19 protein-coding genes are annotated in these 15,640 nt (G+C 64.5%); 11 read left to right on the top strand and 8 right to left on the bottom strand.

Annotated elements, in window-relative coordinates:
- Window positions 1-128: 128 nt before the first annotated feature.
- Both NR193_RS24665 and NR193_RS24660 read left to right on the top strand, forming a co-directional pair.
- The gene (locus NR193_RS24665) at window positions 129-506 is read left to right on the top strand and encodes an NIPSNAP family protein (RefSeq protein WP_256753354.1); all 378 of its coding nucleotides are present in this window, start codon (window positions 129-131) and stop codon (window positions 504-506) included.
- Window positions 503-847: an antibiotic biosynthesis monooxygenase gene (locus tag NR193_RS24660; RefSeq protein WP_256753353.1), complete on the top strand. Its 345-nt coding sequence runs from the start codon at window positions 503-505 to the stop codon at window positions 845-847. Before NR193_RS24665 ends, NR193_RS24660 begins: the two co-directional genes overlap by 4 nt.
- Before the next feature lie 207 nt (window positions 848-1,054).
- Here NR193_RS24660 and mbfA read toward each other — a convergent pair whose 3' ends face one another.
- Window positions 1,055-2,044: an iron exporter MbfA gene (gene mbfA, locus NR193_RS24655; protein WP_256753352.1), complete on the bottom strand. Its 990-nt coding sequence runs from the start codon at window positions 2,042-2,044 to the stop codon at window positions 1,055-1,057.
- 177 nt (window positions 2,045-2,221) lie between these two features.
- On the opposite strand from mbfA, the gene NR193_RS24650 reads away from it, so the two are divergent.
- From NR193_RS24650 to NR193_RS24635, 4 genes are all read left to right on the top strand, one after another.
- Window positions 2,222-2,545 (top strand): hypothetical protein, encoded by a 324-nt coding sequence (locus tag NR193_RS24650; protein ID WP_256753351.1) that lies wholly within the window; start codon window positions 2,222-2,224, stop codon window positions 2,543-2,545.
- A 316-nt stretch (window positions 2,546-2,861) separates the two neighbouring features.
- Window positions 2,862-3,845 carry a threonine/serine dehydratase gene (locus tag NR193_RS24645; protein ID WP_256753350.1) on the top strand — a complete coding sequence of 328 codons (984 nt, stop codon included), beginning with the start codon at window positions 2,862-2,864 and terminating at the stop codon, window positions 3,843-3,845.
- 87 nt (window positions 3,846-3,932) lie between these two features.
- Window positions 3,933-4,313 carry a nuclear transport factor 2 family protein gene (locus NR193_RS24640; RefSeq protein WP_256753349.1) on the top strand — a complete coding sequence of 127 codons (381 nt, stop codon included), beginning with the start codon at window positions 3,933-3,935 and terminating at the stop codon, window positions 4,311-4,313.
- Between the two features lie 3 nt (window positions 4,314-4,316).
- Window positions 4,317-4,925, top strand: a complete 609-nt coding sequence (locus NR193_RS24635) for a DNA-3-methyladenine glycosylase (RefSeq protein WP_256753348.1) — start codon at window positions 4,317-4,319, stop codon at window positions 4,923-4,925.
- A gap of 131 nt (window positions 4,926-5,056) precedes the next feature.
- Here the strand turns inward: NR193_RS24635 and NR193_RS24630 are convergent, their stop codons facing one another.
- Genes NR193_RS24630 through NR193_RS24615 form a run of 4 tightly spaced genes read right to left on the bottom strand, consistent with a single transcriptional unit; the run spans window position 5,057 to window position 8,743 of the window.
- Window positions 5,057-6,193 carry an ABC transporter permease gene (locus NR193_RS24630; RefSeq protein ID WP_256753347.1) on the bottom strand — a complete coding sequence of 379 codons (1,137 nt, stop codon included), beginning with the start codon at window positions 6,191-6,193 and terminating at the stop codon, window positions 5,057-5,059.
- Window positions 6,190-7,110: an ABC transporter ATP-binding protein gene (locus NR193_RS24625; protein ID WP_256753346.1), complete on the bottom strand. Its 921-nt coding sequence runs from the start codon at window positions 7,108-7,110 to the stop codon at window positions 6,190-6,192. The genes NR193_RS24630 and NR193_RS24625 overlap by 4 nt, the downstream gene beginning before the upstream one ends.
- Window positions 7,107-8,057: an HlyD family secretion protein gene (locus tag NR193_RS24620; protein WP_256753345.1), complete on the bottom strand. Its 951-nt coding sequence runs from the start codon at window positions 8,055-8,057 to the stop codon at window positions 7,107-7,109. The genes NR193_RS24625 and NR193_RS24620 overlap by 4 nt, the downstream gene beginning before the upstream one ends.
- Window positions 8,054-8,743, bottom strand: a complete 690-nt coding sequence (locus NR193_RS24615; protein ID WP_256753344.1) for a CerR family C-terminal domain-containing protein — start codon at window positions 8,741-8,743, stop codon at window positions 8,054-8,056. The genes NR193_RS24620 and NR193_RS24615 overlap by 4 nt, the downstream gene beginning before the upstream one ends.
- A gap of 109 nt (window positions 8,744-8,852) precedes the next feature.
- Between NR193_RS24615 and NR193_RS24610 the strand changes: the two genes are divergently transcribed.
- The 3 genes from NR193_RS24610 to NR193_RS24600 are packed head-to-tail and all read left to right on the top strand — an operon-like array spanning window position 8,853 to window position 11,114.
- Window positions 8,853-9,326 (top strand): CYTH domain-containing protein, encoded by a 474-nt coding sequence (locus tag NR193_RS24610; protein ID WP_256753343.1) that lies wholly within the window; start codon window positions 8,853-8,855, stop codon window positions 9,324-9,326.
- The gene (locus NR193_RS24605) at window positions 9,323-10,261 is read left to right on the top strand and encodes a CHAD domain-containing protein (RefSeq protein WP_256753342.1); all 939 of its coding nucleotides are present in this window, start codon (window positions 9,323-9,325) and stop codon (window positions 10,259-10,261) included. Before NR193_RS24610 ends, NR193_RS24605 begins: the two co-directional genes overlap by 4 nt.
- A 52-nt stretch (window positions 10,262-10,313) precedes the next feature.
- Window positions 10,314-11,114, top strand: a complete 801-nt coding sequence (locus NR193_RS24600; RefSeq protein WP_256753341.1) for a YiiX/YebB-like N1pC/P60 family cysteine hydrolase — start codon at window positions 10,314-10,316, stop codon at window positions 11,112-11,114.
- Between the two features lie 111 nt (window positions 11,115-11,225).
- On the opposite strand, the gene NR193_RS24595 is transcribed toward NR193_RS24600, so the two are convergent.
- Window positions 11,226-12,023 carry a helix-turn-helix transcriptional regulator gene (locus NR193_RS24595; protein WP_256753340.1) on the bottom strand — a complete coding sequence of 266 codons (798 nt, stop codon included), beginning with the start codon at window positions 12,021-12,023 and terminating at the stop codon, window positions 11,226-11,228.
- A 113-nt stretch (window positions 12,024-12,136) separates the two neighbouring features.
- Between NR193_RS24595 and NR193_RS24590 the strand changes: the two genes are divergently transcribed.
- Both NR193_RS24590 and NR193_RS24585 read left to right on the top strand, forming a co-directional pair.
- Window positions 12,137-12,994, top strand: a complete 858-nt coding sequence (locus NR193_RS24590; protein WP_256753339.1) for an SMP-30/gluconolactonase/LRE family protein — start codon at window positions 12,137-12,139, stop codon at window positions 12,992-12,994.
- Between the two features lie 129 nt (window positions 12,995-13,123).
- On the top strand, window positions 13,124-14,050 hold the full coding sequence (locus NR193_RS24585; RefSeq protein WP_256753338.1) for a DMT family transporter: 927 nt from the start codon (window positions 13,124-13,126) through the stop codon (window positions 14,048-14,050).
- A gap of 367 nt (window positions 14,051-14,417) precedes the next feature.
- Here NR193_RS24585 and NR193_RS24580 read toward each other — a convergent pair whose 3' ends face one another.
- Both NR193_RS24580 and NR193_RS24575 read right to left on the bottom strand, forming a co-directional pair.
- Complete coding sequence (locus NR193_RS24580) at window positions 14,418-15,119, bottom strand: phosphatase PAP2 family protein (RefSeq protein ID WP_256753337.1); 702 nt, start codon at window positions 15,117-15,119, stop codon at window positions 14,418-14,420.
- A 13-nt stretch (window positions 15,120-15,132) separates the two neighbouring features.
- Window positions 15,133-15,474: a hypothetical protein gene (locus NR193_RS24575; protein ID WP_256753357.1), complete on the bottom strand. Its 342-nt coding sequence runs from the start codon at window positions 15,472-15,474 to the stop codon at window positions 15,133-15,135.
- Window positions 15,475-15,640: the final 166 nt, after the last annotated feature.

Raw genomic sequence — 15,640 nt, 5'->3', positions numbered from 1 at the left:
TTGAGCATGATCTTTCCCGAAAACCGGATTCCACTTTTCGGGATCATGCTCTAGCAGATCGGGCGGCACAACGTTTCGACACCGCTCGAACCATCGATGCAAGAACACATCCCCCCAAGGAGACGACCATGGCCATCACCTGCTTCATCCGCTACGAGATCGACCCATTCGGCAAGGCGGCCTTCGAGGAGTATGCCCGTAACTGGGGCCAGGCCATTCCGCGTTGCGGCGCCGATCTGATCGGCTATTTCGCGCCGCACGAAGGTTCTGCCACGACAGCCTATGCCGCCTACAACATCGAGAGCCTCGCCGCCTACGAAGCCTATCGTGCCCGGCTTGCCGCCGATCCCGCCGGCAAGGCAAACTACGAGTTCGCCCGCCGCGAAAAATTCATCCTCAAGGAGGACCGCATGTTCCTGAAACTGGCTTCCGGCCCACACGCGCCAAGGCTTGATCCTGAGAAGTTGCAGACCGAGATCATGTCAGGGGAAAAGGGGAAAGTATGATCGCCGTTATCTTCGAGGTCGAACCGGCGGCGGGCCGGCGCGACGCGTATCTGGGCATCGCCGCCGAGCTGCGCCCATTGCTCGACGGCATCGATGGTTTCCTGTCGATCGAGCGCTTCCAGAGTCTGGTCGACCCGAACCGCATCCTGTCCCTGTCGTTCTGGCGCGACGAGGAGGCGGTGAAAGCCTGGCGCAACACCGAGGAGCACCGGCAGGCGCAGTTGGCCGGCCGGGGCGGGATCTTTGCCGGCTATCGTTTGCGCATCGCGCATGTGGTACGCGACTACGGGCTGACGGAGAGGGCCGAGGCGCCGCAGGACAGTCGGGCAGTGAATGGGTGAGGCTCAGCGGTTCGCCCTTCTCCCCCTGTGGGAGAAGGTGTCGCCGAAGGCGACGGATGAGGGGTGTTCCAGCTTGGCCGAAGCCTGGGATCTAAATCGAACTTCCGGCGGCAGACACCAGCGCCTCATTGCGTTTAACACCCCTCATCCGTCTCGGCGCTACGCGCCGATCCACCTTCTCCCACAAGGGGAGAAGGTCAAGGTCGCTCAAGCATTCCCGATCAGCACGCCGGCCGCGAACACCAGCGCGCCGCCGAGCACCACCTGGAAGGCGGCGCGCAGGAACGGCGTCTGCATGTAGCGGTTCTGGACGAAGGCGATCGCCCACAGCTCGAAGAACACCACCACCGCGGCAACGGCGGTCGCCGTCCAGAAATGCGGGATGAGATAGGGCAATGCGTGGCCAAGGCCGCCCGCCGACGTCATGACGCCGGTGGTGATGCCGCGTTTTATCGGCGAGCCGCGGCCCGACAGCTTGCCATCGTCGGACGCGACTTCGGTGAATCCCATCGAGATGCCGGCGCCGATCGAGGCGGCAAGGCCGACCAGAAAGGTCTGCCAAGTGTCATGCGTGGCGAAAGCGGCGGCGAAGATCGGCGCCAGCGTCGACACCGAACCGTCCATCAGGCCAGCCAGTCCCGGCTGCACATAGGTCAGGATGAACTGGCGCTGCTCGGCTGCGGCCTCTTCGTCCTTCACTTCGCCCGGCACGTGCTTTTGCTCCAGACGCTGTGCCAATGTCTCGTGCCCCTGTTCGGCCAGCGCCAGATCGTCGAGCAGTTTTCTGGTCGAGGCATCGGTGGTGCGCTTGGCCGCCTCGACATAAAATAGGTAGGCCTGCCGTTCCATCGCCTCGGCCTGGCTGCGCACATGCTCGACGCCGAGCGGTCGCACCAGCCAGTCGGGCTTGCGCTCATAATAGCCCTTCACATGTTCGCGCCGGATCAGTGGAATGCGCTCGCCGAAACGCTGGCGATGAAGCTCGATCAACGAGTCGCGATGGCCATCCTCTTCCTCGGCCATCTCCTCGAACACTTTCGCCGATTGCGGAAAGCTTTCCGCCAGCCCGTCGGCATAGGCACGGTAGATGCGCCCATCGTCTTCCTCGGACGAAATGGCCAGCGCCAGGATCTCCTGCTCGGAGAGCGATTCGAAGGGACGGCGGCCGAAGCCAAAGCCGAAGACACGGGAAAGCATGAGGAATTCACCCTAGTTTAGAATGGTTCTAAACTAGGGTTTGAGGCGCCCCCGGTCAATCGCGCGCTTGCGTCGCGGGTCAAGAATTGTTGAAGCCGCCGATCGCCGTTGACCCTTCATTATTGGCGAAGATTTCCCTATATAGGCAAACCTAAGCCGATAGAAGGAAAGCAGCAGATGACGACAAGGCCGCACGCATCGGAATTCGACCCAAAGCCCGTTCTCGATCTCATCGCCAGCATCGAGGCCGATTTGCAACGCCTGAAGGGCCTGGTCGAGCAGCAGGTCGAGAAATTCGATCCCGCCAATCCGCACAACAAGGCGCCGGACGGCAAATTGACGGAGGAAGGCGTGGAGTGCTGCTACCGCATGTTCGACGAAGGCAAGTCACGCTATTCGGTCGCCCAGCAGATGAAGATCTCGTTTGCCGCCGCCACCCACCGGTTCAACAACTGGCGCAAGTTGGGCGGCACGAAGAGGCAGCGGGCGCTTCTGGGTTAGGAGCGCTCAATTGCCGGTCTCGGCGCCGCCCCTCATTGCCCTGCCGGGCATTTCTCCCCGTATGGCGACTGGGAGAAAGTACCTGGCCGCAACGCCGGTGCCCTTCTTGCAACCCTAGCGATTGGCGAAACCGCTGGCGACAGCGCCCCTCTCCCCGTCACTATACGCGGAGAGGGTGCCGGCAGGCAGGTGAGGGGCAGCTCCGCCCGTGGGGTCATGATCCCCCAACTTTGTAACGGTCACATTTTTTCAATGGTGCGCTACCGTTGTTTGCGGGCATCATGAGAAGACACTGTCTCTTTTTGCTGGACCTCGCATGACCGCCACCACGCCTCCCGGCATAGCCGACATCCGCCGTGCCGCAGCCCGGCTTTCCGGCCTGATTGTCGAAACGCCGTTGATCGAATCGCTTGAACTCAACAAGCGCTTCGGCGCCCGCATCCTGTTCAAGCCGGAGACGCTGCAGCGCACCGGCTCGTTCAAGTTCCGCGGCGCCTACAACAAGCTGTCGTCGCTCAGCGAAGAGGAGCGCGGCCGTGGCGTCGTCGCCTTCTCGTCGGGCAACCACGCGCAAGGCGTCGCCGCCTCCGCCGCGATGTTCGGCGTCAAGGCGGTCATCGCCATGCCGGCCGACGCGCCGGCCATGAAGGTCGGCAATGTCCGCAAGATGGGAGCGGAGGTGGTGCCGTTCGACCGCTTCCGCGACGACCGCATGACCGTCGTGGGCCCGTACATCGAAAGGGGCATGGTGCTGGTGCCGCCCTTCGACGATCCGGCCATCATCGCCGGCCAGGGTACGATCGGCCTCGAATTGATGCGCCAGGTGGAAGCGCTTGGCGTGAGTCTCGACGCGGTGCTGGTGCCCTGCGGCGGCGGCGGCCTGATCAGCGGGATCTCGGTTGCCGTCAAGGACGCCTCGCCCGGCACTGCCGTCTGGGCGGTGGAGCCCGAGCATTTCGATGACACCCGCCGCTCGCTGGCCGCGGGCGCCAGGGTCGCGAACGAGCCCGGCCACAGTTCGATCTGCGATGCGATCCTCACCGCCGAGCCGGGCGTGATCACCTTCGAGATCAACCGCACGAACCTTGCCGGCGGCATCGCCGTCTCCGACAAGGCGACGGCACAGGCGATGCGCGACGCCATGGCTTATCTCAAGCTGGTGGTCGAACCCGGCGGCTGTGTCGGGCTGGCGGCGCTGTCGTCGGGCGAGATCAAGCTGGCAGGCAAATGCGTCGCCGTGGTGCTGTCCGGCGGCAATGTCGATTTCGGCACCTATGCGGGGATCATGGCGGCCGCATAGGATGGCGGCCGGTCCGGGTCACGCTCCGATCCAAAGTACCGGAGCGCCACCGCACTGTATTGGCGGCGAGGGTCAGGGAGATTCGACATGGAGGACCGGGAGATTCGAGCGGCCCTCGATCATCACTGGGCTGCCTCCGATGCCGATGACCTCGAGGGGGAGCACCAGATCTACCGGGAGGACGCGGTGCTCGACTATCCGCAGTCGGGCGAGCGGATCCGCGGGCGGCGGAAGATCCAGTCGTCGCGCGCCGCGCAGCCGAACCGGAAGCGCTTCACAGTGCGGCGGATCGTCGGTGCGGGCGACCTCTGGGTCACGGAATATGTCCTGGCCTATGACGGGCGGCCGTCTTACACGGTGAGCATCATGGAGTTCCTCGATGGCAAGGTGGCCCGCGAGACCCAGTATTTCGGCGATCCGTTCGAGCCGGGGCCTTCGCGCGCGCAATGGGTCGAGCGGATGCCTTGAGCCTTGGCCGCCACAAGGATGATCCGTCCGCTCGCCCGCTCTGAATTGCCCGGCGATACGGCGGATCTCGCCCGCACTCTCATCGGCAAGGTCGTGGTGCGCGAATTGCCTGAAGGCATCGTCAGCGGCCGCATCGTCGAGACCGAGGCCTATGTCGTCGGCGACGCCGCCGGGCACGGCTACCGGGGGATGACGCCGCGCAACCGTTCGCTGTTCCTCGAACGCGGGCACGCCTATGTCTATCTCGCCTACGGCACCTCCTACATGCTGAATGTCTCGAGCGAGGGGCAAGGGGTCGGCACCGGCGTGCTGATCAGGGCGCTCGATCCGCTCGAAGGCATTCCGATCATGCGTCTCAATCGCGGCGTCGAGCGCCTGCGCGACCTGACGCGAGGACCGGGAAGGCTCGCTGCGGCGTTGCGGATCGATCGTTCGCTCGACGGCCTCGATCTTTGCCGGCAAGGCCCGCTGTGGCTCGCACGCGATGACCACCAACCCGGCGAAATCGGGCAGAGCATCCGGATCGGCATTTCGAAGGATGCGGACCGCCTGCTGCGATTCTATGTCAGGGAGAGCCCGTTCGTCAGCGGTCCGGGATCGCTCAGGGAATAGGAGACAGCCACACCTTCAGCGTCGCCCCGATGTCCGTTCATGGCGTGCGATGTGGTTGCGTGGCTCGATCCAAATGTCCGCCGTCCAACCCATATCGGCTATTTGGCGAGCCGGCCGATCAGACCTTGATGCTAGTCCAGCGTGCGGCGGAACCGCAGCAGCGCCGTGCCGGCAAACACCACCACGAACAGCAGCAGCCAGCCGACCTCGGTCCCTATCGCGTTGAAGTCGGCGCCCTTGAGCATCACCGCCCGGGTGATGCGCAGGAAATGCGTGAGCGGGAAGATCTCGCCCAGGATCTGCGCCCAGCCGGGCATGCCGCGATAGGGGAACATGAAGCCCGACAAGAGCAGCGACGGCAGGAAGAAGAAGAAGGTGAGCTGCATCGCCTGCATCTGCGAGCGTGCCATGGTCGAGATCGTGTAGCCGAGCAGCACCAGCGCAAGCACGAAGACAAGCACCGCCGACAGAAGCAGCGTCAGCGAGCCGACGAACGGGATGCTGAACAGAAGCTTCGCCGCGACCAACACCACCGCCACCTGCACCGCGCCGACAACGAGGAAGGGCAGCACCTTGCCGAGCATGATCTCGGCCGGGCTGGAAGGCATCGCCAGAAGGTTCTCCATCGTGCCGCGCTCGGTTTCGCGCGTCAGCGCCATGGCCGTCATCATCACCATGGTCATCTGCAGGATGACGCCGAGCAGGCCAGGCACGATGTTGTATTGCGAGACGCCTTCCGGATTGTAGCGCTGGTGCACCACCACCTGCAGCTGCCCCCTGGCGCTTTCGGCGGCGGTCGCCTGCATGCCCTGCGCGCGCAGCAGCGCCTGGCTCGCCACCTTGCTCAAGGTCGAAACGGCGCCGCTCGCGGCCGAAGGATCGGTTGCGTCGGCCTCGATCAGGATCTGCGGGTTGTCGCCGCGCTCGACCCGTCGGGCGAAATCGGCCGGGATCGTCACCACGAAGGAGACAGCGCCCTTGGCCATCAGCGCCTCGGCCTCGGCGGCGCTCTGCGCCACGTAGTCGAAGTGGTAATAGCCCGTCATCTGCAGGGCGGAGACCATGGCGCGCGTATACTGGTCGTTGCTGATGGCAACGAGCGCGGTCGGCAGGCTCTTGGGATCATTGTTGATGGCGAAGCCGAACAGCACCAGCTGCATCAACGGCACGCCCAGCATCATGGCGAAGGTGATGCGGTCACGCCGCATCTGGATGAACTCCTTGATCAGCAGCGCGCCGAGCCTGGCGAAGGAAAAGACGCTGTTCATGCCATGTTGTCCTTCGAGCCGGACATGAACTGGATGAAGACATCCTCGAGGCTGGTTTCACCCGGCGTCACCGTCACGCCCTCATGCTCCTTCTCGACATCGGCGAGCGCGGCTTCGAGCTTCTCCCTGTCGGAGCCGACGACATGCAGCGTCGCGCCGAATGGCGCCACCTGGTCGATACCGGGGCGGCCATCGAGCGCCGCCGCGACCTGGTCGAGGTGCGGACCCTCCACGATGAACGTGGTCAACCCGGCATTCCTGACCACCTCGGCCACGGTGCCGGTGGCCAGCATCTTGCCATAGGAGATGTAGCTGATGCGGTGGCAACGCTCGGCCTCGTCCATGTAGTGGGTGGAGACCAGGACGGTCAGCCCGCCACTGGCGAGGCGATGGATCTCGTCCCAGAATTCGCGCCGCGCCTTCGGATCGACGCCAGCCGTCGGCTCGTCGAGCAGAAGCAGCTTCGGCTTGTGCATGATGCAGGCGGCCAGCGCCAGCCGCTGCTTCCAGCCGCCGGACAATGTGCCGGCCAGCTGGTCGCGGCGCGAGGTCAGGCCGAGTTCCTCCAGCGTCCTGGCGACATACTCACCGACCGGCTTCAGCCGGTAGAGCCGCGCCACGAATTCGAGATTCTCGCCGATCGTCAGATCCTCGTAGAACGAGAATTTCTGCGTCATGTAGCCGACTTCGCGCTTGATGCGCAGACTGTCGGTGCGGATGTTGAAGCCGAGCACCGTGCCTTCGCCTTCATCGGGCGTCAGCAGGCCGCACATGATACGGATGGTGGTGGTCTTGCCCGAACCGTTCGGCCCGAGGAAGCCGACGATCTCGCCCTCCGCCACCGCCATGGTCACATGGTCGACGACGGTCTTGTCGCCGAAGCGCTTGACCAGGCCGTGGACGTCGATGGCGTTCATTTTCCAGCGTCCAGCTCGACATCGACGATCTGGCCGGGCTGCAGCGGGCCGGCATCGCCCTCCGGCCGCGCCTCGACCAGATAGACCAGCTTCTGCCTGTTCTCGAGTGAGTAGATCACCGGCGGAGTGAACTCCGGATCCGGCGAGACATAGCTGACCCGCGCCTTCACATCCGGGCCGCAGCCGTCGCAGTGGACGTCGAGCAAGGTGCCGACCTTGACCGAGGAGAAGGCGCTTTCCGGTATGTAGACGGTGAGCTTCATCGCGCCGTCGGGCAGGATCGAAATGACCGGCGCGGTCGGGCCGGCGGTGTCGCCCGGATTGCGGATGACGTCGTTGACGCGGCCGGGCGAAGGTGCCGCGAGCACGCGCTTCGACAGCCGCCACTGCGCCTGCTCAAGCGCTGCCTGCGCCTGCTTGACCTGGTTGTCGGCGGCCTTGATCGTCTCGGCGCGTGCCGGCAGGCCGCCGACCGCGAGATTGGCCTCTGCCTGGCCCAGTTGCGCGTCGGCTGTCTCCAGCGTTGCCGACGCGGTGTCGAAATCGGCCTGGCTGCCGGTGCCGCGCTTGAACAGGTCGGCGGCGCGAGTGTATTTGCGCCTTGCGTCATCCGCCTGCGCCTTGGCCATGTCGACCTGAGCCTTGAGCGCCGCGATCTCCTCCGGCCGCTTGCCGACCTGCAGATCGGCAAGCTGCGCCTGCGCCTGGGCGAGACTTGCCTGCGCCTGCGCCACCGCGATCTTCGCGTCGGCACTTTCCAGCGTCACCACGGTCGTGCCGGGCACGACACGATCGCCGCGCTTGACGGTGACCGTCTCGACCTGCGCCACCTCGATCGGCGCCAGCAGTACATAGTCGCCTTCGACATAGCCGACGGCCAGAGGTGCTGCCGGGGCACAGGCACCGAGAAGCTGGGCGGCGAGCGGCAGCGAACACAGAAAGCTCATGGTCTTTGCCCCATCCTGGCGGCCAACATGGCCTTGAGATTGTCCGATGTGGCCGCCACCACCTTGACGGCCTCGGCGGCGCCGATATCGCGCCAGCCCATGCGGCGCATCACCGCTTCGCGGCCGATGCGGAAATAGATGACCTGGCCGATCAGCGTGAACACGGTGAGCCGGGTCGCCTCGCTTTCGGCCGGCTCGCCCGTCGCCTGCTCCCACAGCTGGCAAAGCCGGCGGTGCGTCGGCTCGAAGACGCCGTCATAGATACGGTCGAGCGCCGCCGTCGGATGGGAGAGCTCGCGCAAAACGAACTGCACGATCTCGCCGGCCTGCGGACTTGCCACGACAAAGCCGACCATCCGTTCCAGCGCCACGAACAATTGCGCCCGCGCCGCCTCCGGACTGTCCGGGACAGGCGCCTGCGCATTGCCGAGCGCCTGGCCGGCAACCGTCTGGATGGTCTCGACGATAAAGTCTGCGGCAGCGGTGCGAAGGCCTTCCTTGCCGCCGAAATGATAGGCGATCGAGCCGATATTGGCTTGCGCCTCCGCCGCGATCTCGCGCGTCGAGGTGCCGTCGAAACCCTGCCGCCCGAACAGTTTCAGCGCCGCCCGGACAAGGGCGGCTCGAGTAAGCTCCGCGGGAGATGTTTCGCGGCGTGGGCTTTTGGCGTTCGACGACCTGATCATGAGCGCTATTTAATCAATCGATTGATTAAAGTCAACTCGTGTGCGCGGCTGTCTTGCCATCGCCGGTCGCACTTGCCATCGCCGGTGCCAACCGCTTTAGTGCGCGGCCATGGGCAAGGAAGTCGAGCGCAAGTTCCTGGTCTCCAGCACCGCATGGCGGGATCTGGCGGAGGCGGATATCCGCATTCGCCAGTTCTATCTGGCCGCGGCACCTGGTCGAACAGTACGCATCCGCATCAGCGATGGCGCCTCCGCCAGGCTGACGCTGAAATTCGGCAGCAGGGCGCGCGTGCGTGACGAATTCGAATATTCGATCCCCTTGGCGGAGGCCGAGGAGATGCTGGCCTTCGCCATCGGACGTGTCATAGAGAAGACACGTCACCATGTTAGGCATCGCGGCTATCTCTATGAAGTCGATGTCTTTGGCGGTCCGCTTGCGGGACTTGTGGTCGCCGAACTCGAGACGCCGGAAGACGTGCCGGACGAAATGCTGCCTGACTGGCTCGGCCGCGAGGTCACCGGCGAGTCTAAATTCTACAACGCGTCGCTCGCCCTCGGGGGGATTCCGGAGATCGCCGCATGAGTTTTCGCATCGATCCGCGCCTGCCGCTGACCGGCGAGGTCAGGCGTATCCTGGCCGAGGAAATCGGCAAGGCGCTGGCTCATCTCGACGCCGCGTCCAGCCGGCCGGAACAGGCGCTGCACAAATGCCGCAGGCGACTGAAGAATGTGCGCGCGTTGTTGCGCCTCGTTCGTTCCGCAGACGAAACATTCTGCGATACAGAAAACCAGTGCTACCGCAACGTGGCGGGCCTGCTTGCCGGGCCACGCGAGGCGACGGCGCTGATCGAGACAATCGACCGGCTGGCGGCAAGCTTCCCCAAGGAGAGTTCCGGCGACGAGCTGGGCGCGGTGCGCGACAGGCTGGTCGCCCACCAGCAGGAACTGCATGAAGGCAGCGGGCTCGAAGCGGCGATCGGCGCGGCAACCGCCGCTTGTGAAGAAGGCTTGAAGCGGATCGAAAGCCTCACCCTGCCGGACCAGCCGGAACAGGCGGCCGACGTGCTTGCCGACGGCGCCCGCAGCACCTTGCGCCGTGCCAGGAAAGCGCTCGACAAGGCCCGATCGCGCGGCGAAGCCAATGACTTCCACGATCTGCGCAAGGCGGCCAAGACGCACGGCATGCATCTGTCGCTGCTCGGCAGGCTGTGGCCGACACCGATCAAGGCCCGGCGCAAGGCGGTCGACCAGCTGGGCGAGCAGCTGGGCGAGCTGCACGACGTGCTGGTGATGCGCGCGCTCCTCGACAGCGGTGAGCGGCCGCTCGGATCGCCCGAGGACAAGAAGCTTCTGGGCAAGCTTCTGAAACGGTCGGAGAAGCACCTCAAGAAGACCTGCCTGGCCGAGGCAACCGAGCTGTTCGGGGACAGTCCCAAGCGCTCGACACGAAAACTGGCCCGCAAGGCACGCGACGACCTGGCCCCGTTGCCGGAAGACGCGAGCGCGGCGGCCAGTTGACGGACGGTGCGGCTGGCGTCCAGCCGCCTGCATATGCTAATCGCCGTATGGCATGACCAAGCCCGGCGACACGCTCCTGGATCGACTTGGCCGCTGGCTTGCCGGCCGGCTCCAGGAAGAATCCTCCGGCTACGAACCCTACACGCCATCCGATGCCGAGACGCTGCGCCGCACGCTGGAGCCCGGCGACATCCTGCTGATCGAGGGCAACCAGAAGATCTCGGCGGCGATCAAGTACCTCACCCAGTCGACCTGGTCGCATGCGGCCTTCTATGTCGGCGATGCGCTGCCCGAGCCGGAGGACGGATCGGAACGGCCGCGCCTGATCGAGGTCACGCTCGGCGAAGGCTGCGTCGCCGTGCCGCTGTCGCGCTACCGCACCTACAATACCCGTATCTGCCGGGCAAACGGGCTGACACCGGAGGACCGCGACAAGGTCGTCGCCTTCATGATCGGCAAGCTCGGCCTGAGATACGATCTCAAGAACCTTTTCGACATGCTGCGCTATTTCCTGCCGACGCCGCCGGTGCCGGTGCGCTGGCGCCGCCGCATGCTGGCCTTCGGCTCCGGCGACCCGACACGGGCGATCTGCTCGACGCTGATCGCCGAGGCCTATGGCCAGATCCGCTATCCGATCCTGCCCGAGATCACCCGCGCGCCCGGCCGCGCTTCGGCGCAGTCGAACTATTCGCGCAAAGAAATCCTGCACATTCGCCATCACTCGCTGTACACGCCGCGTGACTTCGACCTGTCGCCGTTTTTCCGCATCGTCAAGCCGACGCTGGAATATGGGTTCGACTACCGGGCCGTGACGTGGGGCGACAGGGCTGCCGACGCGAAGGCGGCCGACTAGAGCCTGTTCCATCCCGATGGAATCGGGATGGGGCTCTATCTCTTTGTTTGAGCATGATCTTTCCCGAAAACCGGATTCCACTTTTCGGGATCATGCTCCAGCAGGGCTTAACTACGCCGGCATGGGTCTCCGTGCCTTGGCGGCCCGGTCGTTTGCCGTCGCGCCGGCGTCGCGCGGGTGGGGGCCGATCGGCATGATCGCCTCAAACGGCGTTGCACCGAACGCGAACGTCCATTTGTAGCCGACGAGCCCGTCCTCCGGCGTGGTGTGCTGGTCGTGATGGGCCAGCAGTTTGGCGCGATCGGCCAGATCCTCGGCCTCGCGTCGCACCATCTCCGCTGTTTCTGGCCGCATCCGCCTGCTGAAGCTGACGAAGGTCGCCTCCTTCTCGATATGGGTGATGGCCCAGCCGACGAAGTTCTTGTTGGTCATCTCGAACAGCGGCCTCAGCGGCCCTTCGAAATTCCACTGGATCGGCGTCTCGACCAGCAATCTTGCCGACAGCCCACGGCCGAGCGCGACCAGACCCAGTTCCTCCAGGTCGCGCAGATAGAGGAACATCGAAGCCTCGCTCAAGCCTTGCGAGCGCATGATGCCTTGGGGCGTGAATTTTTCCGACAGCATGACGAAGACGAACAGCAGCGCCGGCCGGCCGGCCAGCTTGCGCTCGATCTCCGGCGCGATGTGGTTGACCGGCCCCGGCCCCCGGTTCATCGAGCCGAGCACGTTTTCCAGCTCGACGCCGGCGGCGGCGCAGATTTCCATCAGCCGGTCGAGCTTGCAGTTGCGCTCGTGGAAGATGCGTTTCACCGTCGGCTCGGAAACACCCATGCGTTCGGCAAGTTCGCGATAGGTGACGCCCTTCGCCTTCAGCGTCCGTTTCAGCGCCTCGAAGATCAGGCCGTTCATGGGATGCACCTCTCGTCGGCGGTTTCGTATCGACTTTCGATACTAGTGGTAATCTGACTTTCGCAAAAGTATCGAAAATCATAGCTGTCCGCCGTCATAACAGGAGACCAGCCATGAACAGCTTCATCACCCCGGCCTTTCTCGCCATCGGCATGGCCACGGCGCCAGTCGCCCAGGCCGGCGAGCTTTGGCGCGCCACCGGCCTCGAACAACCGGAATCGGCACTGTTCGATGCCGCCAACAGCCGTATCATCGTCTCCAACATCGTCGGCAATCCCGGCGAAGCCGATGGAAACGGCTATCTGTCGGTGCTGTCCCTGGACGGCAAGACGCTCACCCGGCGCTGGGCCGACGGCATGGATGCGCCCAAGGGCATGGCGATATCGGGCGGCAAGCTCTACGTCGCCGACATCACCAAGGTCCGCGTCGTCGATCTCGCCAGCGGCAAGCTCGTCGCCAGCATCGCGGTGCCGAATGCCGTCTTCCTCAACGACATGACATCCGACCAATCCGGCAAGGTCTATGTCACCGACATGCTGGCCGACACCATCTACCGCGTCGACGGCGATAGGCCGGACCTGTTCGTCAAGGACGCGTTGCTCGCCGCGCCCAACGGCGTCTTCGCCGATGGCGATCGGCTGATCGTGGCGTCCTGGGGCAAGGGTATCGGGCCCGACTTCAGCACCGCGGAGCCAGGCGGGCTGCTGTCGGTCGACATCGCCAGCAAGCTGGTTTCGCCATTGCCCGGGGCGCAGAAATTCGCCGATCTCGACGGCGTCGTCGCTCTTCGCGACAGCATCTATGCGACCGCCTACATGACCGGGACGCTCTACCGCTATCATGCTGGCGGCGCGCCGGAAGCGGTGGCGCATTTCAGGCCGGGCAGCGCCGACATCGGCACCGACGGCAAGTCGATCCTCTATGTGCCGCTGATGAACGAGGGCGAAGTGGCGGCGCTGAAGCTCGACTGAGAATCCGTGCGATGCCTCCGGATCGGCCGACGAGACTCTCGCAGAGCGTCGACCAATCGGCATTGGACCTCCATATCGACGGGGCTGCCATCTGGTCCTGCCGTTCGCCCTGGGATATCCGGCTGCACCATGAGTGTAGCCGTGAAGACATCCAGCCTGAGCGGCGCCGTTTCCCCGATGATCCCGGTGCTCGTATGCGCGCTGGCGATCTGCCTGCTGTCCGGGATGGATGCGGCGATGAAGACCCTGGTTATTGCCGTGGGGGTCTACAACACGGTGCTGTGGCGCAGCATGGTCGCGACTGTCGTCGCGGGCGCGGCCTGGTCGGCGGGGCCACGCTCGAAGCCAACCCTTGCGGTGCTGCGGCTGCATGCGCTGCGCGCCGCGATTGTCGCCATGGTTCTCATTTGCTTCTTTTGGGGTCTGGCCAGGCTGCCGTTGGCGGTGGCGATCGGGCTCAGCTTCGTCGCGCCCTTGTTCGCCCTCTTCCTCGCCGCGCTTTTGTTGGGGGAACGCATCCGGCGGCAAGCGATCTGGGCATCGCTGGCCGGCATCGCCGGCGTCACCATCATCCTGGCCGGCCAGTTTGGCCAGCCAAGCTATTCGCAGGATGCCCTGCTTGGCACGGCGGCGGTGCTCGTCTCGACGGTGTTCTACGGCTACAATCTGATCCTCGCCCGGCAACAGGCGCAGTTGGCCAAGCCAATCGAGATCATGTTGTTCCAGAACCTTTGCGTTGCCATCATAATGGGTCTAGCAGCCCCTTGGCTCGCCGTGGCTTTGCCGGCTAATCTCTGGCTTCCTTTGGCCGTGGTGACGGTGCTGTCGCTTGCCGGGCAATTCCTGATGAGCTGGTCCTATGCGCGTGCCGAAGCGCAGTATCTGATCCCGACGGAATACTCGGCCTTCATCTGGGCGATCGCGCTTGGCTGGTTCTTCTTCGACGAAGAGGCTGCCTGGACCACGTTGGCGGGGGCATGCCTGATCGTCGCCGGCTGCCTGATCGCCGCGCGCGCCAACCCGAAGCTCGCCGAGCCAATCGAGGCGGCGGTTTGAGGAAGCATGTTTCCAGGCGATTGCCCGCCCCGGTCAATGACGCCGGGACGAGATGGCGGTGCGTGCGGCTATCATGCCAGAGCCTGTTCCATCCCGATGGAATCGGGATGGGGCTCTATCTCTTTGTTTGAGCATGATCTTTCCCGAAAACCGGATTCCACTTTTCGGGATCATGCTCTAGCCTGTCGCATTGTCGTCGTTTTCGCGTGAACTCGACGGCGATCCCGATACATCGCCAAATCGAAAGGATAAGCCGGTGAAAATCCTGAAGGCTTTCATGGTGCCGGCATGCGTGCTGTCGATGATCTGGCTGCTGGCAGGTTGCGGGCATGTCATCAACAGGATGATCTGACGCCGAGCTTGCCGGTCAGGCGTCGTTGTCCACCACCTTGCGCCGCTGCAGAAGCCGCGCCACCAACCAGCACAGCATCGCCCAGGCGAAGCCGGCGCACCAGCCGGCCAGCACATCCGACGGCCAGTGGACACCGAGATAGATGCGGCTGACGCCAACCAGCAGCGTCGTCAGCACCGCCAGCGACAACACGTAGACCTTGGTTGTCCGGCCTGGCAGGAAGCGAGCCGCCAGCGAGCCGAGTGTCAGATAGGTCACCGCCGACAGCATGGCGTGGCCGCTCGGAAAGGACAGCGAGGTCTCGGTGACCAGATGCGAGACGAGTTCTGGTCGTGGCCGGTCGACGCCGACCTTCAGCAGGCTCGACAGCGCCTGGCCGCCCGCCACGGCTACGAAGATGAGAACCGCCGTTGCCGGGCGGCGGATCAACAGCAGGTAGATGATCGTCGCCGCCGTGACCAGCACCAGCACGCTGACGCTGCCGAGGCTGGTGATGTCGCGCATCGCGCCCTCCAGCCAGGGAGCGCCGATCGGGACACCGGGCTGACCGGCCTGACGGAAGGCAAGCAGGATTTCGGTGTCGAAGGCGTGCGGCGTGGTGGCCCGCGCCACCTCCATCAATTCCTCGAATCCCCACAGGCCGCCGGCGATGACCAGGCCGGCCAGCAGCACCGGGAATTCGAGCCGGTTGAGCAGAGCGTTCGCAGCGTTCTTCATCAGCTATTCGCCGTTACAACCGCGTTTGCAGATAGGGCCCGAGCGTGATCAGCGCCACGGCGGCGACCGCCAGCACGATGCCGGTTGCCTGCAGCACGTTGACGCGCTCGCCGAAGAACACCAGCGCCACGACATTCACCGAGACCAGCTGGATGACGGCCGAGAGGCTGAAGGACACCGACATGCCGAACTCGCGGATCAGCCTCAGCATGATCAGATTGCCCAGCGAATAGAGTGCGAGCGTCAGCAGGATCTTGCCCAGGCTTGGCGCCAGTCCCCATTGCTTGGCGGCGGTCGCCGCCAGCAGGAAGATCACCGTCGAAAAGCCGAGCTGCAGCAATCCCGAAAAACTCACGCCCTGTCCCCTCTCGAAGCGGCGCACGCCGCGTGTATCGCAGACCTTGTTTCCGAAGCGCGCGGGCACGTCAAGCAGACCTCTTGCCCGAGCGGCGGATCGCGGATTGCCGTGGGCGGTTGAAAGTGGCGGCCGGTGTCACGAAAATGTGATCGGCCGGCTATAA

Origin of the sequence: Mesorhizobium sp. Mes31, from assembly GCF_024519675.1 — a bacterium.
Taxonomy (GTDB): domain Bacteria; phylum Pseudomonadota; class Alphaproteobacteria; order Rhizobiales; family Rhizobiaceae; genus Mesorhizobium.
Note: the sequence above shows the minus strand (reverse complement) of the source record. Positions and strands in the feature narration are given on the sequence as shown.

Excerpts from the sequence above, each read along its gene's own strand:
- NR193_RS24605 (WP_256753342.1), top strand. The coding sequence starts at position 9,323 with ATGAGTTTTCGCATCGATCCGCGCCTGCCGCTGACCGGCGAGGTCAGG.
- NR193_RS24630 (WP_256753347.1), bottom strand. The coding sequence starts at position 6,193 with ATGAACAGCGTCTTTTCCTTCGCCAGGCTCGGCGCGCTGCTGATCAAG.
- NR193_RS24645 (WP_256753350.1), top strand. The coding sequence starts at position 2,862 with ATGACCGCCACCACGCCTCCCGGCATAGCCGACATCCGCCGTGCCGCA.
- NR193_RS24660 (WP_256753353.1), top strand. The coding sequence starts at position 503 with ATGATCGCCGTTATCTTCGAGGTCGAACCGGCGGCGGGCCGGCGCGAC.
- NR193_RS24600 (WP_256753341.1), top strand. The coding sequence starts at position 10,314 with ATGACCAAGCCCGGCGACACGCTCCTGGATCGACTTGGCCGCTGGCTT.
- mbfA (WP_256753352.1), bottom strand. The coding sequence starts at position 2,044 with ATGCTTTCCCGTGTCTTCGGCTTTGGCTTCGGCCGCCGTCCCTTCGAA.
- NR193_RS24610 (WP_256753343.1), top strand. The coding sequence starts at position 8,853 with ATGGGCAAGGAAGTCGAGCGCAAGTTCCTGGTCTCCAGCACCGCATGG.
- NR193_RS24590 (WP_256753339.1), top strand. The coding sequence starts at position 12,137 with ATGAACAGCTTCATCACCCCGGCCTTTCTCGCCATCGGCATGGCCACG.
- NR193_RS24650 (WP_256753351.1), top strand. The coding sequence starts at position 2,222 with ATGACGACAAGGCCGCACGCATCGGAATTCGACCCAAAGCCCGTTCTC.
- NR193_RS24625 (WP_256753346.1), bottom strand. The coding sequence starts at position 7,110 with ATGAACGCCATCGACGTCCACGGCCTGGTCAAGCGCTTCGGCGACAAG.
- NR193_RS24595 (WP_256753340.1), bottom strand. The coding sequence starts at position 12,023 with ATGAACGGCCTGATCTTCGAGGCGCTGAAACGGACGCTGAAGGCGAAG.
- NR193_RS24665 (WP_256753354.1), top strand. The coding sequence starts at position 129 with ATGGCCATCACCTGCTTCATCCGCTACGAGATCGACCCATTCGGCAAG.
- NR193_RS24615 (WP_256753344.1), bottom strand. The coding sequence starts at position 8,743 with ATGATCAGGTCGTCGAACGCCAAAAGCCCACGCCGCGAAACATCTCCC.
- NR193_RS24585 (WP_256753338.1), top strand. The coding sequence starts at position 13,124 with ATGAGTGTAGCCGTGAAGACATCCAGCCTGAGCGGCGCCGTTTCCCCG.
- NR193_RS24580 (WP_256753337.1), bottom strand. The coding sequence starts at position 15,119 with ATGAAGAACGCTGCGAACGCTCTGCTCAACCGGCTCGAATTCCCGGTG.
- NR193_RS24620 (WP_256753345.1), bottom strand. The coding sequence starts at position 8,057 with ATGAGCTTTCTGTGTTCGCTGCCGCTCGCCGCCCAGCTTCTCGGTGCC.
- NR193_RS24640 (WP_256753349.1), top strand. The coding sequence starts at position 3,933 with ATGGAGGACCGGGAGATTCGAGCGGCCCTCGATCATCACTGGGCTGCC.